Source organism: Paenibacillus sp. 01T424 (assembly GCF_056398745.1).
In genome coordinates this window covers 1-24,499 of sequence record NZ_JBFTPZ010000044.1, presented here as the reverse complement: position 1 = coordinate 24,499, position 24,499 = coordinate 1, and the positions used below count along the sequence as shown (strand labels likewise).

25 protein-coding genes and 1 riboswitch are annotated in these 24,499 nt (G+C 44.9%); of the genes, 15 read left to right on the top strand and 10 right to left on the bottom strand.

Annotation, left to right across the window (positions count from 1 at the left end):
- Positions 1-13 precede the first annotated feature (13 nt).
- The 5 genes from AC1DPK_RS26710 to AC1DPK_RS26690 all read left to right on the top strand — a co-directional run bounded on the left by AC1DPK_RS26710 (position 14) and on the right by AC1DPK_RS26690 (position 4,132).
- A complete protein-coding gene (locus AC1DPK_RS26710) occupies positions 14-829 on the top strand; it encodes a hypothetical protein (RefSeq protein ID WP_477512189.1) in 816 nt (271 codons plus the stop codon).
- Between the two features lie 165 nt (positions 830-994).
- Positions 995-1,579, top strand: coding sequence for a hypothetical protein (locus AC1DPK_RS26705; RefSeq protein WP_441884810.1), 585 nt, complete (start codon positions 995-997; stop codon positions 1,577-1,579).
- A 35-nt stretch (positions 1,580-1,614) separates the two neighbouring features.
- Positions 1,615-1,764 carry a hypothetical protein gene (locus tag AC1DPK_RS26700; RefSeq protein ID WP_477512188.1) on the top strand — a complete coding sequence of 50 codons (150 nt, stop codon included), beginning with the start codon at positions 1,615-1,617 and terminating at the stop codon, positions 1,762-1,764.
- A 232-nt stretch (positions 1,765-1,996) separates the two neighbouring features.
- Positions 1,997-2,150: riboswitch (cyclic di-AMP (ydaO/yuaA leader) on the top strand.
- A gap of 3 nt (positions 2,151-2,153) precedes the next feature.
- Positions 2,154-2,630, top strand: a complete 477-nt coding sequence (locus AC1DPK_RS26695; protein ID WP_477512187.1) for a C40 family peptidase — start codon at positions 2,154-2,156, stop codon at positions 2,628-2,630.
- 158 nt (positions 2,631-2,788) lie between these two features.
- Entirely contained in the window at positions 2,789-4,132 is a 1,344-nt protein-coding gene (locus AC1DPK_RS26690) for an FAD-binding domain-containing protein (RefSeq protein ID WP_477512186.1), read from the top strand.
- A gap of 97 nt (positions 4,133-4,229) precedes the next feature.
- Here AC1DPK_RS26690 and AC1DPK_RS26685 read toward each other — a convergent pair whose 3' ends face one another.
- Positions 4,230-5,465, bottom strand: a complete 1,236-nt coding sequence (locus AC1DPK_RS26685) for an MFS transporter (protein WP_477512185.1) — start codon at positions 5,463-5,465, stop codon at positions 4,230-4,232.
- Positions 5,466-5,581: 116 nt separating this feature from the next.
- On the opposite strand from AC1DPK_RS26685, the gene AC1DPK_RS26680 reads away from it, so the two are divergent.
- The gene (locus tag AC1DPK_RS26680; RefSeq protein WP_477512184.1) at positions 5,582-6,106 is read left to right on the top strand and encodes a GNAT family N-acetyltransferase; all 525 of its coding nucleotides are present in this window, start codon (positions 5,582-5,584) and stop codon (positions 6,104-6,106) included.
- Here the strand turns inward: AC1DPK_RS26680 and AC1DPK_RS26675 are convergent.
- Together AC1DPK_RS26675 and AC1DPK_RS26670 are read right to left on the bottom strand one after the other, a co-directional pair.
- Positions 6,103-7,341 (bottom strand): EAL domain-containing protein, encoded by a 1,239-nt coding sequence (locus AC1DPK_RS26675; protein WP_477512183.1) that lies wholly within the window; start codon positions 7,339-7,341, stop codon positions 6,103-6,105. The genes AC1DPK_RS26680 and AC1DPK_RS26675 overlap by 4 nt on opposite strands.
- Positions 7,342-7,472: 131 nt before the next feature.
- A complete protein-coding gene (locus AC1DPK_RS26670; protein WP_076271564.1) occupies positions 7,473-7,766 on the bottom strand; it encodes a hypothetical protein in 294 nt (97 codons plus the stop codon).
- Positions 7,767-7,947: 181 nt separating this feature from the next.
- Here AC1DPK_RS26670 and motA point away from each other — a divergent pair, with 181 nt between their 5' ends.
- Together motA and AC1DPK_RS26660 are read left to right on the top strand one after the other, a co-directional pair.
- Positions 7,948-8,748 (top strand): flagellar motor stator protein MotA, encoded by an 801-nt coding sequence (motA, locus tag AC1DPK_RS26665; protein WP_054027115.1) that lies wholly within the window; start codon positions 7,948-7,950, stop codon positions 8,746-8,748.
- A complete protein-coding gene (locus AC1DPK_RS26660) occupies positions 8,732-9,565 on the top strand; it encodes a flagellar motor protein MotB (RefSeq protein ID WP_477512182.1) in 834 nt (277 codons plus the stop codon). The genes motA and AC1DPK_RS26660 overlap by 17 nt, the downstream gene beginning before the upstream one ends.
- Before the next feature lie 75 nt (positions 9,566-9,640).
- On the opposite strand, the gene rluF is transcribed toward AC1DPK_RS26660, so the two are convergent.
- The 3 genes from rluF to AC1DPK_RS26645 are packed head-to-tail and all read right to left on the bottom strand — an operon-like array spanning position 9,641 to position 12,998.
- Positions 9,641-10,342, bottom strand: coding sequence for a 23S rRNA pseudouridine(2604) synthase RluF (rluF, locus tag AC1DPK_RS26655; RefSeq protein WP_477512181.1), 702 nt, complete (start codon positions 10,340-10,342; stop codon positions 9,641-9,643).
- A gap of 7 nt (positions 10,343-10,349) precedes the next feature.
- Positions 10,350-11,126 carry an NAD(P)H-binding protein gene (locus AC1DPK_RS26650; protein WP_477512180.1) on the bottom strand — a complete coding sequence of 259 codons (777 nt, stop codon included), beginning with the start codon at positions 11,124-11,126 and terminating at the stop codon, positions 10,350-10,352.
- Positions 11,127-11,171: 45 nt separating this feature from the next.
- A complete protein-coding gene (locus tag AC1DPK_RS26645; RefSeq protein ID WP_441884828.1) occupies positions 11,172-12,998 on the bottom strand; it encodes an ATP-binding protein in 1,827 nt (608 codons plus the stop codon).
- A 200-nt stretch (positions 12,999-13,198) separates the two neighbouring features.
- Here AC1DPK_RS26645 and tadA point away from each other — a divergent pair, with 200 nt between their 5' ends.
- Entirely contained in the window at positions 13,199-13,663 is a 465-nt protein-coding gene (tadA, locus tag AC1DPK_RS26640; protein ID WP_076271560.1) for a tRNA adenosine(34) deaminase TadA, read from the top strand.
- Positions 13,664-13,669: 6 nt separating this feature from the next.
- Here the strand turns inward: tadA and AC1DPK_RS26635 are convergent, their stop codons facing one another.
- Complete coding sequence (locus tag AC1DPK_RS26635) at positions 13,670-13,864, bottom strand: aspartyl-phosphate phosphatase Spo0E family protein (protein WP_076271559.1); 195 nt, start codon at positions 13,862-13,864, stop codon at positions 13,670-13,672.
- Between the two features lie 350 nt (positions 13,865-14,214).
- Here AC1DPK_RS26635 and AC1DPK_RS26630 point away from each other — a divergent pair, with 350 nt between their 5' ends.
- The 6 genes from AC1DPK_RS26630 (at position 14,215) to AC1DPK_RS26605 (ending at position 20,907) form a co-directional block, all read left to right on the top strand.
- A complete protein-coding gene (locus tag AC1DPK_RS26630) occupies positions 14,215-14,418 on the top strand; it encodes a hypothetical protein (protein WP_477512179.1) in 204 nt (67 codons plus the stop codon).
- Positions 14,415-15,602 (top strand): carboxylate--amine ligase, encoded by a 1,188-nt coding sequence (locus tag AC1DPK_RS26625; RefSeq protein WP_477512178.1) that lies wholly within the window; start codon positions 14,415-14,417, stop codon positions 15,600-15,602. The genes AC1DPK_RS26630 and AC1DPK_RS26625 overlap by 4 nt, the downstream gene beginning before the upstream one ends.
- 41 nt (positions 15,603-15,643) lie before the next feature.
- The gene (locus AC1DPK_RS26620) at positions 15,644-17,113 is read left to right on the top strand and encodes a UDP-N-acetylmuramoyl-L-alanyl-D-glutamate--2,6-diaminopimelate ligase (protein ID WP_339205952.1); all 1,470 of its coding nucleotides are present in this window, start codon (positions 15,644-15,646) and stop codon (positions 17,111-17,113) included.
- A 39-nt stretch (positions 17,114-17,152) separates the two neighbouring features.
- Positions 17,153-19,000, top strand: a complete 1,848-nt coding sequence (gene asnB, locus AC1DPK_RS26615) for an asparagine synthase (glutamine-hydrolyzing) (RefSeq protein WP_477512177.1) — start codon at positions 17,153-17,155, stop codon at positions 18,998-19,000.
- An 83-nt stretch (positions 19,001-19,083) separates the two neighbouring features.
- Positions 19,084-20,148, top strand: coding sequence for a C39 family peptidase (locus AC1DPK_RS26610; RefSeq protein ID WP_477512176.1), 1,065 nt, complete (start codon positions 19,084-19,086; stop codon positions 20,146-20,148).
- A gap of 45 nt (positions 20,149-20,193) precedes the next feature.
- On the top strand, positions 20,194-20,907 hold the full coding sequence (locus AC1DPK_RS26605; protein ID WP_477512175.1) for an aspartate/glutamate racemase family protein: 714 nt from the start codon (positions 20,194-20,196) through the stop codon (positions 20,905-20,907).
- 69 nt (positions 20,908-20,976) lie between these two features.
- Here the strand turns inward: AC1DPK_RS26605 and AC1DPK_RS26600 are convergent, their stop codons facing one another.
- The 3 genes from AC1DPK_RS26600 to AC1DPK_RS26590 all read right to left on the bottom strand — a co-directional run.
- Positions 20,977-21,390: an organic hydroperoxide resistance protein gene (locus AC1DPK_RS26600; RefSeq protein ID WP_076271553.1), complete on the bottom strand. Its 414-nt coding sequence runs from the start codon at positions 21,388-21,390 to the stop codon at positions 20,977-20,979.
- A 392-nt stretch (positions 21,391-21,782) separates the two neighbouring features.
- On the bottom strand, positions 21,783-22,889 hold the full coding sequence (locus AC1DPK_RS26595) for a glycosyltransferase (protein WP_477512206.1): 1,107 nt from the start codon (positions 22,887-22,889) through the stop codon (positions 21,783-21,785).
- A gap of 75 nt (positions 22,890-22,964) precedes the next feature.
- On the bottom strand, positions 22,965-24,499 hold a 1,535-nt coding region (locus AC1DPK_RS26590; protein WP_477512174.1), incomplete at its 5' end, for a BclA C-terminal domain-containing protein.

Here is a 24,499-nt window from a genome sequence, read left to right as displayed (position 1 = left end):
GGAGCGATAAACGATGAAAATACATTTGAAGCAAGGCTGGCGGTTAGCGGTAAAACATTTTTACATTGTTGTTTTATTATTTCTTTATCAGCTGATCTGGGGGTTCTTCCTTTACCGCTTCATTGATTCGGTCGTAGCTCCGCTGCTGCGTCGATATCCAAGCTCCGCTCCTTCAGAAGCAGCCGTTCAGCTATTCATGACCGAAGCACAATTCCAGCTGTTCAAGACCGATCTCATTAATCCTTACGTCTGGACGCTGGGCGGTCTCCTTGTTGCCCGAATGCTGATCACTCCCTTATTCAATGCCGGTCTATTCTATTCGTTAAATCAGTCCAGATCGAATAGAGGGACACGATTTCTAGAAGGTATTCGCAAAGCTTGGAAGCCTGTAGTTCTGCTTTACTGGATCGAGGTTATTTTATCTGTGGCTCCTGCTTGGTATGTGCTGCCGCGCTCACTGGATGCGCTTCTAGAGAGCGGCTCTATTCCAGAGCTGCTGCAAACGGTGCTGCCTAGCGCCCTTCTATGGCTCCTATGGGGCACAGTACTRCATCTGCTGTTTCTAGCCATGCAATTCAGCGCTGCATCAGGAGGAAGCATATTCCGTTCCTTATGGCACGCTCTCCGAAATTTCCTCACCTATGCAGCTGTGTCGCTCATCATGTGGGGGATTGGAGCGGCTGCTGGGCTTGTGGTGACAAGTCTCTCCATGCTGTGGGCCGGGCTGATTGCACTCATTCTGCATCAAGGCTATTATCTCATTCAAACACTGATGAAGGTTTGGACGATTGCCGCGCAATATGACTTTTTGGAAACGAAAAGAATGTAGCAAACCAAAAAAGCCTTCAGCGTCCTCTAGATGCTGAAGCAAAAATAAACCTTCATTCCACGCTTTGCTGTGGTGTGGAGGTTTTTTTTACAACTAACCGCAACTAAATGATGGCAGTTCTGTATAAATAACTGAAAGAAAATCAAAAATGGGGGATATTCACAAATGATGCGTAAAAAACTAGTTATTATATCCATGGTATTGCTCTTATCGGGCGGTTCATTGGTTGCAGCAGACAAACTATTTCAAAAGGTAACGCTCCTTTATAATAATAAGCAATCCACTGACGATGCTGTCGTTGTGGATGATAAGGTTTATATTAGCATTCGTTCTTTAAGTGACAGCCTTCAAGCCTTCGTCCAATGGAAGAGCAATGATAAGAAGCTCATTATTCAGAAGCCCAATGTGCATATGTTTCTAATGAACGAGAAGCGAGCTATGTTCGGACAGGTTGATAAAGGCAGTGTTCAGAAATTTTTAGTGCAAGCACAAATCGATAATTTGAATATGGCGATTTCAGAGTTCAAAGTGACCATCGTTGATCCTAATGATAAGGAAACGACAATCGACAGCCGCAGCCAGGATGATGATGATTTTAAAGAGTTCGTCGAAAAAGACACCTTTTGGTTCAGCTCCAAGCTCGTTTCCTACGATTTCAAAAATGCCGGAAAATACAAGGTACAGTTTTGGATGCAGCAAAAAAACAACGATCCACAGCTCATTTCTGAAAAAATCGTTACTGCAAAATAAATCTTTTTTTCGATTGCCCAAAGGGGGCTGTTCTCATGAACAGCCTCCTTTGTCTATTTCTGCCGCTCTATCTGGAGCAGCAGCTAGGCTGTCTGAATCTACGCTTATTCACGAGTGATATAGATGAGATTTTTCTAATTTATGAGGAGCAAAATGGTGAAATACCGCCGTTTACGGCACTTTAAGCTAGTCCTTGCGATATAGCGCCTAAAGGACAAAACGGTATATTTTACACAACATCCACATAATTAATGAAATTGACTCCATGTATTTAGTTAGAAAGCACTACTATGGCGTGTTTATATTACAGAAAGAACGGTTTAACGAAGCAAATTGTCAAAAGGTTACATGAGAATTATTAGAAATTGCCACTAAAGGCAGGAGATCATTGAAAATAATCGAATATTTCTCAAAGCAATAAAAAAACTGCCTAATTCCCTATTGGGATACGGGGGAACCACTTTGGGTGAATTGATTCCGACGTTTGAGTTTTTTTCAAACGCCCGAGGAATCATAGGGAGCCTTCAACCGAACCCCACAGCTAACCTCGTCGGCATTGGAAGGAGTTTCACAATTGAAGAAGATTACCACATTAATCCTGGGTCTCGTTCTCGTGCTCGCTTTTCAAGCGGGAAGCGCTTTCGCTGACTCAAAATTGAACGGAATTGTTAATGATCTTATTGGCACTCCGTACAAAAGCGGCGGAACGTCGTCGAAAGGCTTTGATTGCTCCGGCTTCACGAGCTATGTGTTCGAGAAAATGGGCATTGAGCTTTCACGTACTTCTGGTTCGCAAGCAAAAGAAGGTACAAAGGTCGCTAAGGCTGACCTCATTGCGGGAGATCTTGTGTTCTTCGACACAGTTGGCGGCAATAATAGCGCCGTATCCCATGTTGGCATTTACATTGGAGATGGAAAGTTTGTACATTCATCCTCGAGCAGAGGCGTTGTAACTGACAAACTTAACTCCGAGTACTATGAGGGACGATATGTAACTGCTCGTCGTATCATGGATGCTGATTCATACCAAGCCAACGTTGACGTAAAATAGAGCAACCTAATCCCTCTTCTTGAGGGTTGAACGGGTAGACTCATCTAGCAAAGCCGCAGTTTTTTGTCCTCTGACGACAAATGACTTGCGGCTTTGCTGTTTCATTCCAGCTGGAATGCGGCCGTTCAATGTTGCGCTTATGGAAGGAGCTATCACTGATGTATTTGTTTATTCACCGCAAGGATTTGCGTATTGCAGATTTGCGCGCTTTTGATTATTTGAAGAAAAAAGAGAAACAAGGCATTCATTTGCTAATCATAGATCCCGTTATTACAGGAGATGGCCGTTTAACTAGTCATAGCGGCCGGAATTTCATGGCGCAAGCCGCCTCGCTTCTGCACAGCTATTCTAATGCAGGAAAGGAACTGCATGTGCTTTATGGTAATCCTGCTGCGATCACCGAAGCACTGCTGCATGCGCATCCTATTGATGAGGTTATTGTTCACACAGACTATACGCCTTACTCACGGCAGCGAGATGAGCAGCTTGGGCTAACCACACGCAGCCTTGGCCGCCGATGGATGTCTATTGCCGATTCACCTCTTGCTGATCTAGATGCTTTCCCGGCATTTGCTCGAAAAATGGAGCCATACAAGGTTTTCACACCCTTTTATCGCAAGTGGAGCAGCTTTATGCTGGAGTGCTATAGCCCAATGAGTGAAACGACGATTCATGAGCTTGCTACCTTAAGCGAAATTAATGCCAAGGTTGCGCAGTCCTTCGCTCTGCCCGAATCCGTTTCATGCGCCCTAGGCGGCACAAACGTGCAAGGATCGTCCAAAGGATTATCCAAGCTGGAACGGTTCGTACGAGAACGCCTTGCCTCTTATTCGGAGAGCAGGGACGCTTATGCCGATGATCATACAAGCCAGCTTGCACGTTTCCTTAATACGGGCGCCATCTCCGCCCGCCAAGCCTACGAAATGACCCAAGGGCTTCCGGGGTCTGAATCATGGATACGGCAGCTGGCATGGCGTGATTTTTATTTATATCAAGCGATGTATCATGATGATTTCTTTCGTTACGAGCAGCTCGCTGATATATCCAAGCTCTCAGATGCTCATCTAGAAGCATGGGCTGCAGCTGCCACCGGCATTCCAATCATTGATGCGGCCATGACGCAGCTCAATCGTACAGGTGAGCTGCCCAACCGCTTGCGAATGGTAACAGCTATGTTTTTAACTAAAAATCTGCTATGTCCCTTCACGCTTGGCGAACAATATTTCCGCCTTCACTTAAGCGATTATGACAACACGCTTAATCGCGGCGGTTGGCTGTGGTGCTCTTCACTCGGGTATGACGCAGCGCCTTACTTCCGCATCATGAATCCCGCAACTCAGTCACAGACGCATGATCCTAGCGGCAGCTATATTAGGCGCTGGCTGCCTCATTTGAATCATCTGACAGACAAAGAGATTCATCAGCCGCAAAGCGGTGCCATCGTCGACTTGAAAGCATCACGCGCGCGCGCCATAGAGGTATACAAAACCATTCTTAAATAGCTGAAAGCATTTAGAATAACACGTTTAATAATAAATAAACCTCCACACCCGCTTTGAAACAGCGAATGTGGAGGTTTTTTTATAATTTGCAGTTCAGCTAAGCCTTGGATCGTATGCTGTGAACTTGTTTTCTTCCGAGTAGGAGCATCGCCGCTAACAGAAGCAGCATCAGTATAACTAAGCTGCTTATATACCATAACGTAGATTGCACATTGTACTGATCCATTATCCAGCCAGTCAAACGAGGAAAAATCGCTCCTCCAAGCCCGCCGAATGCTACAAGCAAACTCGTTGTCCTCTCCGTCATACCCGGAATGAGCTCATTGGCATAAACAAGAGCGATACCGAATATACCCGAGAAGAACAATCCGCTAAGTGCGACAAAGGCAAGCATCCAGCTAAGCTGACCCATAACAGCCATTAAAACAAAAACGACCGAGGCGCCCGCTGTAGCAATAAGCAAGTAACGCGAATAACCCATTCGGTCAGCCAGCAGTCCCGCAAATAGACGCCCTAGCACCATCGTTCCCCAGAACAAGCTGAGCACCGCTGCCGCACTGGAATCTCCTACACCTGATCGAACGATGAGAATAGAAGGCAGATAGTTGGAGAAGCTCATTTCCATTCCTACATAAATCATAAAAAATAAAGCCGATAACAAGAGAAATGGAAGTGCTTTGCGCGGATAGCCAAAAAAGACAGATCCGCGAGTGGTTTGCGATCCTTCCAACTCATTCGAATGGCCTTCCTTCACTTCCGGTGTTCGAGCAACTATACCAAGCTCATCATCCAGCTCTCCAAAGGACATCGTCAGCCAGAGAACAAAGGTGATGCCTGACATCGCTGCCAGAATCGGAAAGGAAACCTGCCAAATGCTATGCTGAATCAGATAAGCCGCTGCAATTGGAATCAACAATGCGCCAACGCCAAAAAAGGTTTCCAATCGGCTCATCGCCGATGCCTTGCCGTTTTTCGCCATATCAATAATCATTGCGCCGACGACCGCTTCCGTCATCCCAAAGCCAAGACCCGCAAGCGGAGCAATCGCGAGCATCCAGCCCCATGGCAGCAGCAAACTGTATGCCGCCTCACTGAGCGTCAGTACGCCCATCGCAATCAGTACTGCGCCTCTTTTTCCAACTCTCGAAGTAATAGATGGCGCTAACAGAACACCCACCAGGAACCCGAGGAATTGATTCATAATCCATTGCCCGCCATCTTTATAGGTTAAACCATAATGAGCAATGAGCTGTTCCAAGATAGATCCGCCCACAACATGGGCAACGCCGATGACTAAATATGACAAGCAGCCTAGCCAGATCAACTTCTTCATTTTGATGCTTCTCCTTATTTACGCGCGATCAACGCACGCCTATCTGTTATAATAAACCTATTTCATTCGACATTCGCTCTATTCAGCTACTTTTTTTCAAGCGGAGGTAAAAACAAATGACAAGCCATCAAAGCTCTATTCATTATAATCGAGATGAAGGCGATATGACCATATGCCCGCTCGAAACCGGCCATGCACAGCAACTATGCGGCTGGCGCTACGAGGCTCCATTTGATGTTTATAATTGGCCGACTTGGGAGCAAATGAAAAAAGACGAAATCGAATTTGGCGATCCCGTCCTTCGTGCTGCCCAATATATGGCTGTCCTAGACGCTCAGTCTGCGCTCATTGGGTTTGCGCAGTTTTTTCCTTTAACAGGCGTAACGCGGCTCGGGCTCGGATTGCGGCCTGATCTTTGCGGTAAAGGCCTCGGCCTTGCCTTCACACGTCTCATTGTCGCAGAGGCAATAAGGCGCACCCCTCAAAACGAAATTGATTTGGAGGTGCTTACTTGGAATACTCGTGCGATGCGCGTTTATGAACAAGCCGGCTTCCATATTACAGACACCTATGCGCGTTCTACTCCTACTGGCTTTGCCGAATGCCATTGTATGGTTTATGAGCCAGCAGCCGCACGTTAACGACGCTGGGCTCCGCGCTCAGAATCCCTCAAATCCATAAGTAAAATAAGACCAGGCGCTGCTAGAACAGATACGGTTCTAATCCATGCGTGAGAATCGAGATCAGTATAGGCGCGCGAAACGATTGCACGTCGATGCTCATTGAGCTGGACGAGATTAGGAACAAAATAGGGACGCCAACACCAGTTGGCACCGCGGTATTGCTCCTCTCGCCTCCAAGCCTTGTCCGCATCGCGATAATAGTTGGATGAGAGCTGAATACCGCTCTCATTGCACAAATAAACCCGAATGCAATGGTCGTAAAGCTCGGGAAGCAGCCCCTCTATCCATTCATCCTCATGATCCAGGTAACGCGTCTCCTGAACAAGCGCAACCCACTGCTCTGCCAGCTTCTCCGATTGCCGCTGCCAATAGCGTTCAGTTCCAACGAAATGCAGCAGATGCTGATCAAGCTCCGCTTCAATTAGAGATGCAAAACAAGCAGGCTCACGAAACTCCGGCTCTGCCCTTGCAAACATATAGCCTTGGACGTAACGGGCGCCTGCCTGAATTGCGCGGGCCAAATCCTCCCTTGTCTCCACTCCCTCGACGAGCAGCGAAGCTCCAATTTGCTCTGCTAAATCAGAGAAGGATCGCAGCACACCGAAATAGCCGTCATGAGTCGCGCTTTTCTTAATCATATGAATATCGATTTTGAGCAGGTTGGGCTGAATGTGAGCAATCCGATCCGTATTGCTAAAACCACTGCCTACATCATCGATTGCAATCAAACAGCCCCTTGCCCGGTATATGTCGACAACAGAACGAAGCCTATCCATGGAACCTTGGAAGCTTTCCTCCGTTATCTCGATGACAATTCGTTTAGGGTCAATTCCGTACTTATCAAGCAGCGACAACGTGTAGAGCTCGCCGATCTCCTCATACCGATAAATCCAAGACGGCTTCAAATTAATGAATAACATGGGCTGTTCTTCTTCCATTGAAGCCAGCTTCGAGAATGCCTGCTCCCGCAGTACCCGGTCCACTATAATGTGGTCCTCTTCTGGAATTTGTTCATTGCAGAAGAAAGGTCCAAGACTCCGCACGGAATCACCCTTTACAGCTCGAGCAAGCACCTCGTAACCCATAATGCGTCTTGTATCCATCGCTATAATGGGCTGATAAAATGCTGCTAATGTTTCACCATCTAATTCAAGCGCTTTCGGCAACAGCAACGATGATGAGCACTCATTCATGTCGTTCTCCTCTATGTTAGATCAATGTCAAATTATATGTCATATTGTATTGAATAACATTGTAATAGAGTCGACATTAAATGTAAAGATCCGACAAGAGCACTACTTATATGAAGTTTTATGCCGAATGCTTATATCAATCTAATGATTTGGGTCACCTTATCGTCCTGTGAAACCTCTATGATGTGATGTTTGCTATTATACGTAATGACACCGCTGCCTACCTCAATGACCGGATTCTCTCCTAGCCCAAAGAAAACATCATCCGCCAAAGCCTCCATCACTTCATGCCGATCGCTTACAGGCAGCTGAGCCCATTCATCTGGTTCCATTTCAAAAAAAGTATAGCTATTCTCAATTTCAGCCACAGCTGCTGTAAAATCCTTCAATATATCTGAATATTCTCTTGCATGTCTTACGCCCATTTGCGTGTACCACCTTTGCTATCGTCATTTTTTGTACATATCTCTCTACTATTCTACCGCATTTTATCATTTTTTAACGCATTCGCCTTAAATCATTCCATATACTCTAACTTCAGAATACCCATTTGTCGATAATATAAGAAGTAGAGAAATGTCGAAAATGTATTGGACGGGGTGTATGATGAAAAATTCAACAATTATTGGTTTGGTGCTAGGATTAGTCGCTGTACTTGGAGGCATGGTTTTAAAGGGAGCACACCTGTCCTCTCTTGCAAATCCAGCTGCTTTTATGATTATTATTTTGGGAACTATAGCCTCCGTCATGATCGCCTTCCCGATGTCCGAGCTATCCAAAGTCGGTAAACTATTCAAAATGGTGTTCACTGAGCAAAAGCTGCCTATGCGTGATGAGCTGATTCAGCGCTTCATGGAATGGGCTTCCATTACACGTCGCGAGGGTTTGCTCGCTCTTGAAGCAAAAGTTGACGAGATTGAAGATACATTTCTTCGTAACGGCATGCGTATGATTATTGACGGAAATGACCAAGATTTTGTACGCGATGTTTTACTTGAGGATATTGCCGCAACAGAAGACCGCCACAAAGCGGGAGCACTTATTTTTACGCAAGCAGGTACATATGCCCCTACACTTGGGGTACTCGGTGCAGTTGTAGGCCTCGTTGCCGCACTTGCTGATATGAGCGATATGGGAAAACTCGCACATGCCATCGCAGGAGCTTTTATCGCAACACTTCTTGGTATCTTTACAGGTTATGTATTATGGCATCCTATTGCTAATAAACTGAAGCGCATGTCTAAGAAAGAAATTCAAATCCGTCTTATGATGGTGGAAGGCCTTCTTTCTATTCAATCCGGCGTATCAACGATCGCTATTAATCAGAAGCTGTCTGTTTTCCTTACACCTACAGAAAGATTGAAGATGAGGGAAAAGGAGGAAGGCGCCGTTGAGCAGAAAGCATAGACATGAAGAACACGAGGAGCATGTGGATGAATCATGGCTCATTCCTTACGCCGATTTGCTCACCCTGCTGCTAGCACTTTTTATCGTGTTGTACTCCATGAACTCCGTCGACGTAAAGAAGTTTGAAGAAATGTCGAAAGCATTTAGTTTAGCACTCAGCACTGGCAGCGGTATTCTAACCGAAACGTCCGCTGTGAAAAGCGGCGAGGATGACGGGAAGAAGCAAAAAGAAGAAGGCGGCAAGCTTCCCGACAAGGATGTAAACAAAAATCAATCAGATGAAGAGAAAGCTCGCGAGGAGCTTATTAAGCAGGAGCAGAAGGATCTCGAGGATCTGAAGAAAAAAGTAGATGCCTATATTAAGAAAAACGGCCTGACATCTGATCTTGAGACGAAGTTAAATCTCTCACAGCTGATGATTACGATTAGCGACAACGCATTATTTGCACCGGCACAAGCAACTGTTAAGCCTGAATCGAAGGAGCTTGCCGTTGCGATCAGCAAAATGCTGCAGCAGTACCCTGATTATGAGGTCATCGTTTCCGGTCATACCGATACAACGCCGATCTCGACTAACCAATTTAAATCAAACTGGGATTTGAGCTCTATGAGGGCGATTCGTTTCTTGGACGTTTTGCTCGAAAATAAACAACTGAAACCCGAGCGCTTTAGCGCTATCGGCTACGGTGAATATCGTCCTGTTGCCGACAACGAGACGGTTGCAGGCAAATCCAAAAACCGTCGTGTAGAGGTTTCGATCATCCATACGTACACTGATGTCACGAATGCCCAGCAGTTAAATGTAAAAAAACCATAATTAAAAACCTGAATCAACTCGCCCTAAGCGTGTGATTCAGGTTTTTTTGTCGTTATACGAATGAATGTTTCCTGCTTAGACCGGCTCATAACTTAATGTCTCGAACAAAGTCGCCTTCTCGGCTTCGCTCAAATCACGCCATTTGCCAACATGAAGACCGCCGAGCTGGATGTTCATAATACGCTGCCGCTGCAGTCTCCGAACATGATAACCGAATGCTTCGCACATTCTACGAATTTGACGATTGCGGCCTTCCGTTAAAATAATGCGGAATACGCGGTCCGTCACTCTTGTTACAACACATGGCAATGTCATGCTGCCTAGTATATGAACTCCGCTTGCCATTCCTTTTAAGAACGCTTCTGTCATCGGTTTATCTACAGTAACCAAATATTCTTTCTCATGCTTGCCCTCCGAGCGTAGAATCGGATTGACGATATCACCGTCATTCGTGAGGAGAATTAATCCCTCCGAATCCTTGTCCAGCCTCCCGATCGGGAAGATACGCTCCTCATGACCAACAAAATCAACAATATTGCCTCTAATATGAAGCTCGGTTGTACAGGTAATGCCTACCGGCTTATTAAGCGCAATATAAACATGATTTTTTTGCTCGCCGATTTTGCGGCCATCAACACGTACATCGTCACCTATTTCAGCTTGGCTGCCGAGCTGTGCCTTTTCTCCATTGATCGTAACACGTCCGCTGTCTACGAGCTTATCCGCCTCACGTCTGGAGCAATAACCTGTTTCACTAATAAACTTATTGATTCTCAAAGCTGCTTCACCCCGTTGTATGTAATGCCAAGTCGGCAATTTTGTCCGATGAATAATACTGAATCATCGATGACTTGCTTGCTGCCTTCATTTGTCCAGCTTGTCCCGCCGCTCTTCTCATTGCCAAAGCTACATCCTCACCCTTAATCGGCCGATACTTGCGCAGCGGACCAACCATCGCAAATTGCAGCCCTTTCGAAACGACAGCTCCAAACGCTTCACCAGGTCGAGCCTGCGGTCTTTCGCCAAGCAGAAGCGAGGGTTGAAACACTTGAACTAGCGGAATGCTCAGCTTAGCAATCGCATCCTGCAGTTCACCTTTCACTCTGCTGTAAAATATTTTTGAGCTGGAGGAAGCCCCCATAGCCGTCACGATAGAAAATAAAGAAGCATTCGTGCGTTCTGCAAACCGGGCAAGCGTGAGCGGATATTCATAATCTACTTTGCGAAAGGCTTCTTGCGTCTTCGCAACCTTGATCGTCGTACCAAGCGTGCAAAATATGACGTCTGCATGTACCTGCTCCAGCGTTTTATCCAAATCATCAAAGGCGGTGACGATCATATTCAGTTTGGAGAGCTCATTCGCGCTGCCCAAAGTTTTCGTCTCTAGCGGCCGCCTTACAATAACGGTTACCATCGTCACCAGCGAATCACGAAGCAGCTGACGGAGCAAAGCTGCTCCGATCAAACCAGTAGCTCCTACAAGTAAGGCGCTGTAGCCTGAAGCATCATGAAGCACGTTCCCTTTTTGCCATGAACCATCTACAGAAGATTCCTGCTTCAACGAGAATCCCTCCTCTTACATTTCCGTTAGAAGCCCGATCTGTGCTTATGCTTCCAGTATACCGCTCTCCCGTGTTTCTTTCAAAGCTGGCAGCAGCAAATGTATCGTTGTTCCGACATTAACCTGGCTTTTAATATCCATCGTTCCGCGGTGGCTGTTAATAATACGCTGACTAACCATAATGCCGAGCCCTGTGCCCGTTTCCTTCGCTGTAAAAAAGGGATCTCCAATTTTCGGTATCATATCGTCCGGGATGCCCATTCCTTCATCCGTTATCGTGATCGAAATGTATTCCCGTTTATGATTAATATGAATATGGATTCGTCCACCATTTGGCATCGCTTCAATCGCATTTTTCAGCAAATTAATAAACACTTGCTTCAATTGATTTTCTTCACATGAAATTAAGCAAGAATCATCGGTTAGAGTAACACAAAACTCGATATTATGAAGAAGTGCTTCACTGTTCATTAACGCAATAACATCTTGCAGTACATCCCGTATGTCCTTGGTGACAAACCTCGTCGCTTGCGGCTTCGCAAGAATGAGAAACTCGCCAACAATGAGATTGATCCGGTCAAGCTCCGATAACATAAGCGTTACGTGGGAAAGTGCCAGCTTCTTGCTCTCCTGCTGGAGCTGCAGGAAACCGCGCAGCGTCGTCAGCGGGTTGCGAATTTCATGGGCTACGCCTGCTGCTAGCTGCCCTACTGTCGTCAGCTTCTCCGACCTGCGCAGCAGCTCTTCCATTTTGTTACGGCTCCTCATGTCTCTTGAAATGCTGGCAAAGGCACGAATCGTTCCGTCCGAATCACGAATTGGCGATATGGTTACACTTACAGGTATCAGCTCTCCAAGCTTTGTCATTCGTATCGTTTCCTGAGCTGGCAGTACTTTGCCCGACAAGATCTGGTTTAACATATCCCTCATCTCTGCATGATGAGAGTCGGGAAGAATAGGATTTATGAGACCAATTGCTTCTTCTTCCTCATAACCAAAGAGCAGCTCGAAAGCACGGTTTACTTGAATAACCTTACCATCCAAATCAATAAGATGAATCGCATCGCTCGTGTGATTAATAAATGACTCCAAATGCTCCTTCATCCGGCGGTTTTCCTCAAACGCTCTGCGCAGCTTGTTCATATATATACTTAGATTTTGCGACATCGCATTGACCTTAAGAGCCAGCAAGCCGAATTCATCCTTACGTTTAATTCGAATCGGCTGTTGAAACCTTGCAGATGAAACCTCGTTAACCTTCCATAATATATCTTTTAAGGGTCTAATCATTACTCCTACCAGCCAATAGCTAATAAAGAGGACGAGCACCATCGATATGCCCGTATAAATGAATGAATCATTTCGCTTCTCCGCGATAAGCTCATTAATTCCCTTTCTGTCATAAACGACACTTATAATGTAATTACCCATCTGCTTCGTGTAATAATAACTTCTAAAATAACATTTTCCGTTGATCTCCATCTTTCGAAGCTCAAAACCTGTTTTCTTCACATCGGTTATAATAGATTGATCGCTATTTGAATCCAAATACGTGTAAGTACCGTAACGCACAGCCAACGTATCTTGCTCAAATACTGTAATTTCATTTATATTTGGATTTAATGTTTTTACGATATCAAAGATATGCCCAGGGCCTGAGCGATCCTTCTCCGGAAAGATATAGCCTGAACCTGACTTCTTCTCGTAAGAGGAAAATGTGTTCGCCACATGCATGGAAGTATCGTGCATCGCTCGTTTTGCTTGCTCACGCATGCTTTGAATCATCGAATACTCACTAAGCATGTGTTGGAATATAAAAAACGTCAAAACGATAAGCGTGATCAAGACTGAAAATTTCATCTTTATTGACAATGAATGACACATCCTTTTACACAAAAACGTTTTTATTAACAACTTATACACAATATCCACAATTACTGTGCACAGCTCTGAATAAATTGTGAGTATTTATGTGTATATCATGATAGTTATCCACAATGTTATCCACGACATGTTAACAACGGAATATTTGTTCGTTGTATAATGAATAAATAGTAAAGGAGTTATTGTATATGACAAGAGAGCAAGAAGATCAGAAATGGATGCTGGAAGCTATTGAAGAAGCCAAAAAAGCCGAGCAAATTGGAGAGGTTCCTATCGGGGCTGTTATCGTCAGAAACAATGAAATCATCGGAAGAGGCTACAATTTGCGTGAGACGAGGTTTGATCCAACCGCTCATGCCGAAATGGTAGCTATTCGTGACGCCTGCGATCGCATCGGCGCATGGAGATTATTAGATTGTACATTGTATGTCACGTTGGAGCCTTGTCCAATGTGCGCCGGCGCCATTGTTCAATCTCGGGTTAAACGTGTCGTTTATGGAACAACCGACCCGAAGGCTGGATGTGCTGGGACGCTCATGAATTTACTGCAAGAGCCCCGTTTCAACCATGAAACGGAGCTCACTAGTGGTATTTTACAGCCTGAATGCTCAAACCTGTTGACTCAATTTTTCCGACGGCTTCGAGAGAGATAATATTCTCTACATATCGTCGCGGCGTATCGTAATATGTGTTAGCTCGTTTCTTTGTATATGCTGTAACGCAACAATTAGTTGATCGGCCTCTTCGCTAATCGCTAGAACATCCGGATCTGTCAGACTGCCGCGCGCTTCGGCTATTTCATGAAGCTTTAGCCGCAACGACTGCAATTGTTTAAGCAAGTGTTTTTTGTCCATAGCTCGCTTCGGGGCACGCTCCTTATCTAGCACTCGTGTGGTAATGCTTCTATTATACTCGTAGAGCAATAAGGAGTTTGTAAAAACTTGTCGACGAACGTAGACAATTTTCGGGCATTATTCGACAAAATGAAGCTATTTTATCCAATTTCTAGTTCTTTTTAACTAGTAAAATCGATCAATATATGGAAAAAGTTACTTGCGTTAAATATAGAATAGTAAAATATACATATATATGAATAATTGAAAAATGTTAATAAAATCACAAATATGCTAATAACGCTCATCAAGTGCTTTAATGTTAAAAATTCCGATAAATGGTTTCAGCGATTTACGGGTAATGGTGTCGAATGCCAGAAAAAACGGCTGTTAAAGAAGCTGTTTTAAGCGGCAGCATGCACCTCGGATTTGGTTCAAATCCTCCACATCTTTGTAGCTATTATGAGGATAAATCCATTTGTATTATAAGAAAGTATGAAGTAAAATTATTTAAAACATTAGTCGTAATACAGGGAAATGAACATAAATTAGGATGTCGGGATGTGCCTTTGTGAATAATAAAGCAGTAATTTTGGGTTGTAATTATTATATAGGTTTAAGCACCATTCGTTGCCTAGGCATTAACGGTGTACATACGGTTGCCGTAGATTATTCGACTAAAGATACCTATGGCGCCGATTCAAAATATACTTCTGAGAGACTAATCTCTCCTCATTATAAAGAAGACACGGCAGCGTTCATTCGTTTCTTGAAGGAATATGCCCTCAAGCAAAGCGCTCCTCCTGTCCTTATTCCATGCCACGATTCTTATCTTGAGGTTATCGATGAGCATTTGGAAGAGCTTAGAGAACACTATCTCATACCACAAGACATTCCGGGCATATACTCGGATATGATGAATAAAGAGGTGCTGCAGCGCCTTTCTCTAGAAAATGGTGTAGCTGTTCCCGAAACGGTCCGTGTAGACGAAGATCGTTTTTTTGAGAAGATCGACGAAATCATTAAATATCCTTGTATCGTCAAACCAACAGATTCTCCATCCTTCGTTGCCAAGTTTAGACGCAAGCTCTTTAAGGTACATAGCCGCGCTGAGCTCGAACAAGCGCTGGCCAAAGCGAAGGAAGCGAGCTTGGAAGTCATCGTACAGCGTATCATCCCAGGTTTCGACGATCATATGTATACGTTCGACGCGTATTTAAACCAAGATTCAAAGGTCACTCACTGGGTCACTTGTCAAAAATTCCGCCAATATCCGATTAACTTCGGCGCATCGGTGTATACAGGGCAGAGATACGTACAAGAGCTGTTCGATATCGGAGCTCCTTTTCTAGAGAAGATGAAATGGAAAGGCTTCGCGGAAATTGAATTCAAAAAAGACGCCGAAACTGGCCGTTTTTATTTAATCGAAGTCAATTGCCGGATTACCAACCTGAACAACCTGCTGTACCGAGTTGGGGTAAATATTCCATGGATTACTTACCAAGAGTTAACTGGCGGCAACCTTGTGCCTCCCAAAGCCGTCAAAGAGAATACGAACCGTGTTTTCTGGTACGGATATGAGGACATGCTTGCTGTTCGCGATTACATCAAGACGGGTCAATTGACTTGGAAGCAAGTATTCGTATCCTTGTTTAAACCGAAAGCTTATGCGATCTGGGATTGGAAGGACCCGAAACCAGCCTTTTCCTATGCGGCTATCATCGGTGGCAAGCTTACGAAAAAGCTTCTAAGAAGATAGCCTGCAAAAATAGTAATAGGTAATAGAATGGAGCTGATCGTATGTTATTGACCTCCTTACTGAAAGATCTGGATTACACGCTCGTGAAAGGCGATTTGCATATTGAAGTAAGCTCCATTGCCTTTGATTCGAGGGAAGCTTCAGCCAATGGCGTATTTGTCGCGATAACGGGCTTTTCGGTTGATGGACACCATTTCATCGAAAAAGCAATCGCACTTGGTGCGACCGTCGTTATTGTCGAGAAGGATGTTCATGTGCCAGCAGGAATAACGGTGCTGCAAGTTAACGACACGCGTGAGGCGCTCGCCCTGGTATCTGCAAACTTCTATCATCGCCCGACTGAGCAAATGAATCTTCTCGGCATCACTGGAACAAACGGGAAGACATCGACCACATATTTTCTAAAATCTATATTCGAGCAAACGGGGACAGCCCTCGGAATTATCGGCACGATCGGCACAGTTATCGGCGACAAGCTGATTCAAAATAAAAATACGACGCCGGAATCGCTGTATTTGCAACGAATCTTCGCCGATATGATCGAATCACATATGAAGCATTGCGTCATGGAGGTTTCTTCGCATGCGCTCAATTTGAAACGCGTTGCTCATTCCAGCTTCAAAACTGGCATTTTCACAAATCTAACGCCGGATCATTTGGAGCTTCACCATACGATGGAGGAATATTTCGAAGCGAAGGCTTTGCTGTTCGACATGACGACGGACTTTAACATTATTAATGCAGATGATAAATTTGGCCGTATTCTCATTGACCGCTTGCAGCATAAAGGTCCAAAGCTGGTTACTTATGGCATTGAGCAGGAAGCTGACATTTACGCGACGGATATTACTTATTATGCCGACTATACGACTTATAATGTAAATACGCCAAAGGGCAGCATCGCAATTAAAGTAAACCTGCCTGGGACGATCTACGTATATAATAGTCTAGCCGCTATTGCAACGGCTTATTGCAATCAATTTACTCTACAGCAAATCGCAGACGGCATTTTGGCTGTTGAGGGTATTAAAGGCCGGCTGGAAGTTGTCTATCAAGATGAGGATACGAAGATCATCGTCGATTTTGCTCATACCGAGGACAGCCTAGAGAAGGCATTAAAAACAATCAGGCCTTTTACCAAAGGCAAAATCATTCTCGTGTTCGGCGTTTACGCATCTGATGGGGAATCAGGCACAGAGAAACGTAGAGCGATGGCTAAGGTAGCCGCTACATTTGCTGATTTTTCCGTAATCACCTCTGATAATCCCAAGGAGCAGGATAATAACCTGATTATTAGGGAAATTATTGAAGGAGTCGAAGCTTATAACGGAGCTTATGAGGCCGTTATCGACAGGAGAGACGCTATTGCTTTTGCCATTGATATCAGCAGAAAAGACGATGTCATTCTCATAGCCGGCAAAGGTCATGAAACGTCGCAAATTATTGGGAAAACGGAAATCCCATTTAATGAATCGGAAATCGTCAGGGAAATCAAATTAAAAACGATGTGACTGCGCTTAAAACAATATAGTTAATGAAAGGTATTCCACATGTGCGGTTTTGTAGGTTTTGCAGATAGTCGTCCCGACGTTGATCAAGTAGCCATTATTAAAGACATGATGGATATGATCGTTCATAGAGGTCCCGATAGTGGCGGTATCTATTCAGATGAGGAAGTAACTTTAGGGTTTAGACGCCTCAAAATTATAGATATGTCTGAAGAAGCCAGCCAACCGATTTACAACGAGGATAAAAGCTGTGTTCTTGTATTTAATGGAGAAATCTACAATTATCAAGAGCTGCGCGAAGAGTTGATTCAGTGCGGGCATACCTTTGTTAGCCATACGGACAGCGAGGTTATCATTCATGCTTATGAAGAGTATGGAACCTTGCTGCTCCAGAAGCTAAGAGGCATGTTTGCTTTTGCGATATGGGATACGAATACGGAAACGATGTTTCTCGCCAGGGATTTCTTTGGCATAAAGCCGTTGTATTATACACAAAACACAACGGATAATTCCTTCCTATTCAGCTCTGAAATCAAAGCTTTCTTAAAGCAGCCTGCCTTTCGCAAAGAGTTGAACAAGGATGCGCTCAAGCCTTACCTGACCTTTCAATACTCCGTGCTTGATGAAACGTTTTTTAAAGGCGTGTACAAGCTGAAGCCTGGTCACTATATGCTTTACAAACAAGGCAAGCTAGAAGTGAAGCCTTATTGGGACGTTAACTTTGCAGAAGAACCGAACAGTCTGTCCCATTACGTAAACCAAATTAAAAGCACAGTAAAAGAATCAGTCGCCTATCACCAAATTAGCGATGTGCCGGTCGGGTCTTTTTTGTCCGGAGGCATTGATTCCAGTTATATTACCGCTTTGCTAAAACCAAACAAAACATTTTCCGTCGGCTTTGAGGATTATGAAGGCAACTTTAATGAGACGAACCTCGCAGAGGATTTGTCAGAAATTTTAAACATCGAAAACTATAAACGACTGGTTTCAGCGGATGAGTGCTTCAAGATGCTGCCAACGATTCAGTATCATATGGACGAACCGCAGTCCAACCCATCCTCCGTGCCCCTCTATTTCCTAGCAGAGCTTGCGAGCAAGCATGTGACCGTGGTGCTCTCTGGAGAAGGCGCAGACGAAATTTTTGGCGGTTATGATTGGTACGATACGACACCAGCGATGAAAAAATACAAGAAGCTTCCGTTTGCAATCAGGCGGCCGTTATCATTATTAAGCGGCAAGCTGTCCAAAAACAGAATCACCTCCTTTGTCGTAAAAGGCGGACAGCGGGTTGAGGAACGTTTTATCGGTCAAGCGCAGGTGTTTGAAGAAGCTGATGCCTTAGCCGTATTGAAGGACGAATATAAGCAAGGACCATCCGTACAAAGCATTACGAAGACTGTATATGATCAAGTGCGGGGCAAAGATGATATAACCAAAATGCAATATCTCGATCTGAAGCTTTGGCTTCCGGGAGATATTCTTCTTAAGGCAGACAAAATGAGCCTCGCCCATTCCATTGAGCTGAGAGTTCCATTTTTAGACAAAGTGGTTATGGATCTGGCTTCCAAGCTGCCTACTGATCTTCGTGTACATCCAAGCAATACGAAGTATGCACTGCGTACAGCTGCGAAGGAAGTACTTCCCGATGAATGGGCGAATCGACCAAAGGTTGGTTTTCCTGTACCTATTAGGCACTGGCTAAGACAAGAGAAATATTATAAGCTCGTTAAGGACATGTTTCTCTCGGACCGAGCGAAGCTGTTCTTTCATACCGATGAGCTGATGAAATATCTGGATTCGCATTATTCAGGCAAGCAGAACTACGCTAGATACATTTGGACAGTGTATGTGTTCCTTATATGGCATAAGACGTTCTTCGAGCAAGCGTAACAGGCATGGGGCAGCCACCGGCTGCCTGCTCGTTACACACTGTCGCATAACTATTACGGCTATAAAGTGAAGGAGCCACCAACATGAAGAGAATGATCAAGCTCCTGGTGTTATTGGGTATTATATTTTTTATTTATACATTGTTTACGAAAGAAGATGCAAAACCTGTATTCAATGAGAAAGTCGATTCTACACAAACGACTGCCCCTACTCCAGAAATAGAGCAAGGAACAATTACAATAATAAGCAAAGACGAAGCAACGCAGCAGCCGATTAAAGATGCTGTATATACAATAACCGCTGCTAATAGCGGATCGGTTATCGGCACCATGACAACAGACGAAATGGGTAAAGCAACATCTATTTTGCTCGATTACGGTACCAGCTATAAGATAAAACAACAGAAGGTCGGCAGGCCTTATCAGCTGTCGGAGGAAGAGCATCAAATAGCGGTTAAAGGCCCTGCACAAGAGCTGACAACCACCAACAAAACGTTTGAATATGTGAAGGATTATGAGCGGGCAGCTGATGGCTCCATAACTATTAAGAAGGTTTATATCGATGTCGATACCATCATGCAGAAGCCTGAGCTGCCTAACGGCTGTGAAATTACTTCATTAACCGCGGTACTCAATTATTACGGATATGACGTTACCAAAACAGAAATGTCGGATAATTATTTGCCGAAGCAAGCTTTTATCACCAAAAACAATAAATTGTATGGGCCTGATCCCTATAAATCATACGCTGGCGAACCTAGGTCGTTAAAGGGCGGATTTTTCAGTTTTGCTCCTCCTATCGTGGAGGCGGCTAACTTGTATTTTGATGTCGCAGGGCGCAGCAACAGTACTTCAGATATTAGCGGCAGCACGCGAGAGGAAATTATCGAGCAGCTTAATAATGGGATCCCTGTCGTAACTTGGATTACGCTTGATCTCACGCCGCCAAAAATGAATTACGCTTGGTATTTCAGTGATACTGGTGAATATTATTCAGCYCCTATTAATTTGCACGTGGTTGTCCTAAATGGATATGAAGATGGTAAAGTACATGTAATGAATCCGTTAAAAGGACAAGTTACTTACGATGCAGACACTTTTTTTAACAGCTATGACGCAATGGGAAGCCATGCTATGATCGTTGAATAACTAAATCATTTCAATTAAACACTTCATCAAAAGTAGGTTGAGGCAATGGAAGCTAAAAGCTTAGGCATCATAGGCGGGATGGGCCCAAAAGCAACATCCGTATTTTTCGATATGATTATCGAGCAAACGGCAGCAGACCGTGATCAAGAGCATATTGATATCGTCATTCTCAATCATGCCACTTTGCCAGATCGAACAGGTGTCATATTAGAAAACAAAGGCGAGTTGTTTCTCAAAGCGGTTGCTAAAGATTTCAAAATCCTTGAGGCAGCAGGCGTATCTAATATTGCGATTCCTTGCAATACGTCGCATTATTTCTATAATGATATGCAGCAAATGACAAGCATAAATATAATCAACATGGTGGATGAGACGCTGAAAAAGATCCATGACACCTTTGGAGAACACTGTAAGATTGGTATTTTAGCTACAAATGGAACGGTTAGCAGCGGCGTGTATCGTCATGGCTGCAATCAGTATAATATGCACCTTCACGAGCCTGAAGAAGTCATTCAGGAGCATGTGATGGACATTATATACAACAAGGTCAAACGCAATTTGCCTGTTGAGCCTTCCGAGTTTGAAGGCATCATTAACCACTTGCTCGTGCAGGATGAGTGCCACTGTGTGATCATCGCATGCACTGAATTATCCTGCATACCGATCCAAAAAGACGTCGCAGCCTTTTGTGTAGATGCAATGACGGTGCTTGTACAAAGATCTATTGAGCTGTCGGGCAAACAAACCATCGCGAAATAAGAACATCACAAAAAATCCGGAGATCATTCTCCGGATTTTTTTTGTGCTTTGGGCTTGTACTATTTTAGATTAAAGAAGATTGAGTTCTACATTAATGTTGCCTCTAGTGGCTCTAGAATACGGACATACCTGATGAGCGGCTTCGACCAATTCCTTCGCTACGTCTGCTTCAACGCCCTCAAGCGCAATATCCAGCTTCACAGCCAGCTCATATCCGCCATCTGCATCCTTGCCAAGCGTAACATGAGCGGTTACTTCGGTTTTCTCCACTTTAATTTTCTTCATCCGGCATACAACGTTAAGAGCACTCTCGAAGCAAGCTGCGTAACCTCCTGCAAACAATTGCTCCGGGTTCGTTGCGCCACCCACTCCTCCAAGCTCTTTAGGGGCTCTCACATCTACATTCAAAATATTATCGCTTGAAACAAGCTTGCCATCTCTTCCACCTGTTGCCGTTACCGTAGCTGTATATAAGTTTTGCATCATTAATTCCTCCATTTTAGTTTTTATTTTAGTACGTTACTTTGCAAGCTCTAGACCTTGAAGCTCCTCATGAAAAAGCACCTTATCGACAATGGCCTTTTATTTAACCTCCGTTACTTGAAATAACATCTTGTTTTCTTATTGCCAAAGAGAGCCTTCTCTATTCTCCTCATGCAATTTGGTGCAGTGAAGATTTTGTATTTTATACAATATAATTTTATAAAATATAATATACACTCGCTCATAGGCGATGTCAATAGTGCGAAGTGAAATATGCTGAACTAACAAAAAAAGATTTCCTCCCAAACTGAAGGGAAGAAATCTTGTTGTTTAATTATATTCAGTTTAAATAGGAATCCTCATTCGATCTTAGAAATTCGCTCTGTTACCCATTAAGTTGAGGGTTCTAGACTAATCTCGATTGTTTTCTTTCCTAACCGTTTGTTCAAATAATCACGATTTGCCAAAATGCGCTCATCTGTCGGCCTAAATTGTGCTGCTTTCTCATTATGATCGTATGCGGCTTCGTAATCACCTATGCCATCGTAACAAACGCATAGCTGAAGCTGCGGCAGCCATGTAGAACAAGCTAAATTCTCAAAGCCCCAGTTCTGCTCCGGCTTCTCTGTGCTCAGCGCCAATTTATACCAATAAATTGCCAGCTTATACTCTTGACGCTGTAAGAAATAATAACCGAGGCGGCAACAAAATTCCGGACGAGGCTTGTCGTAATGGAAAGAGCGGAAGATCGAATCGACCACATTGCGTACTTCATTAAGCTCGCTGTAACAATCCGCAAGCCTGCCGCAGGAAGCAATGTTATCCTCAATCCATCCTTTGCCCGTCGCAAGAAATTTTTCGTAGTATCTTATAGCAGCCTCATATTTCCCATGGTCCTTAAGTTCATTGGCATAATAGAATAAATCGCGCGGAGAAAAGATTTCCCCTTTAGCCAGTCGTTTCTCATAAATGTTCAAATTGCGATCACTGTCATGATGTATACTGCTATGGGTTACGGCGATATCGCTGCTCAATATATCCCCATAAACTTCAAGGTATTCATGCACCGGACCAATCCATTTGAAAGCACGCGATTTTTTTACAATTCGGTTTCGTCTTAGTTTTGAAGTTACATTACCGAATTCATCAAACGCCAAGTGGTATTCCATAGAAATGGAGTCGACGGCAGGATCTACATTTTGTTTTAGCTCCAGCAGTTTCTGCTGATCGATTTCCTTCAAAATATCATCTGCATCCAGCCACATAATATGGGATTTGGTTGCTAAAGAAAAAGCATAGTTGCGAGCTGCCGCAAAATCATCGATCCATGTAAAATGTTCGATGCGATTGGTAAACTCGCTCGCAACCTGCTTCGTTAAATCCGTAGAACCCGTATCCACAATAATAATCTCATCAGCGATATCCTTCATGGAAGCTAGACATCGACCGAGCGTTTTCTCTTCATTTTTGACAATGAGGCACAAGCTGATGGAAATCAACAAAACCACACTCCCGCGAGTCGATTAGATTGATACATCATATTCTCATGCCATTGTCCTGTTACTTCTGCTTTATTAACTAACCCGAATGATGGTCAAAGCCGCACCCGCTCCGCCGCCTAACAGCGTTGCTGCTCCTAATAATCCAAACATTTGAAGCGTTATGGTACTGCCTGCTGTCAAAGTAACAATAACATCATTATTAAAGCTTGATACGCTTAGAACTGGAGCAATCGTAGAAGGAAGATTCGCTGCACCATTAATTAGAAGACGAGTACTGAGAAGTAAGGCAGCCGTGATGTTGATCTGATAAGTGATATAATATCTGCCTGCATTAACAACTGTAAAGGTATCATTAGCTCCGTTTACGGTAATATTTGGGCTTAGGTTTTGTGAGCTCGGGAGTGGTACATTCGTTCCTCCGAGCACAACAGCGATAAGTGCACCCGTCGTATTGCCAGCATAACTCGAATCAGCCGTTGGTTCAGCACCTGTTACACCTGTGGCTCCCGTAGTTCCAGTTGCTCCTGTTGCTCCTGTTGCTCCTGTGGCACCGGTAGCTCCTGTTACGCCATTCGTTCCAGTGGCACCCGTTGCTCCTGTTGCTCCTGTCGCACCTGTTACACCGTCGGCTCCTGTTGCTCCTGTGGAGCCCGTTACACCCGTTGCTCCTGCCACTCCTGTCGCACCAGTTACACCGTCGGCTCCTGTTGCTCCTGTGGAGCCTGTTGCACCCGTTGCTCCTGCTACTCCTGTTGCTCCTGTGGAGCCTGTTACACCCGTTGCTCCTGCCACTCCTGTCGCTCCAGTTACACCGTCGGCTCCTGTTGCTCCTGTGGAGCCCGTTACACCCGTTGCTCCTGCTACTCCTGTCGCGCCTGTTGCCCCAGCCGTTCCTGTCGCTCCAGTTACACCGTCGGCTCCTGTTACTCCTGTAGAGCCCGTTACACCCGTTGCTCCTGCTGTTCCTGTCGCGCCTGTTACCCCAGCCGTTCCTGTCACACCAGTTACACCGTCGGCTCCTGTTGCTCCTGTGGAGCCCGTTACACCCGTTGCTCCTGCTGTTCCTGTCGCGCCTGTTGCCCCAGCCGTTCCTGTCGCACCTGTTACACCGTCGGCTCCTGTTGCTCCTGTGGAGCCCGTTACACCCGTTCCTCCTGCTACTCCTGTCGCGCCTGTTGCCCCAGCCGTTCCTGTCGCTCCAGTTACACCGTCGGCTCCTATTGCTCCTGTAGAGCCCGTTACACCCGTTGCTCCTGCTACTCCTGTCGCACCTGTTGCCCCAGCCGTTCCTGTCGCTCCAGTTACACCGTCGGCTCCTGTTGCTCCTGTGGAGCCCGTTACACCCGTTGCTCCTGCTACTCCTGTCGCGCCTGTTGCCCCAGTCGTTCCTGTCGCTCCAGTTACACCGTCGGCTCCTGTTGCTCCTGTAGAGCCCGTTACACCCGTTGCTCCTGCTACTCCTGTCGCRCCTGTTGCYCCAGCAGTTCCTGTCRCACCTGTTACACCGTCGGCTCCTGTTGCTCCTGTGGAGCCCGTTACACCCGTTGCTCCTGCTACTCCTGTCGCGCCTGTTGCTCCTGCCACTCCTGTCACACCTGTTACACCGT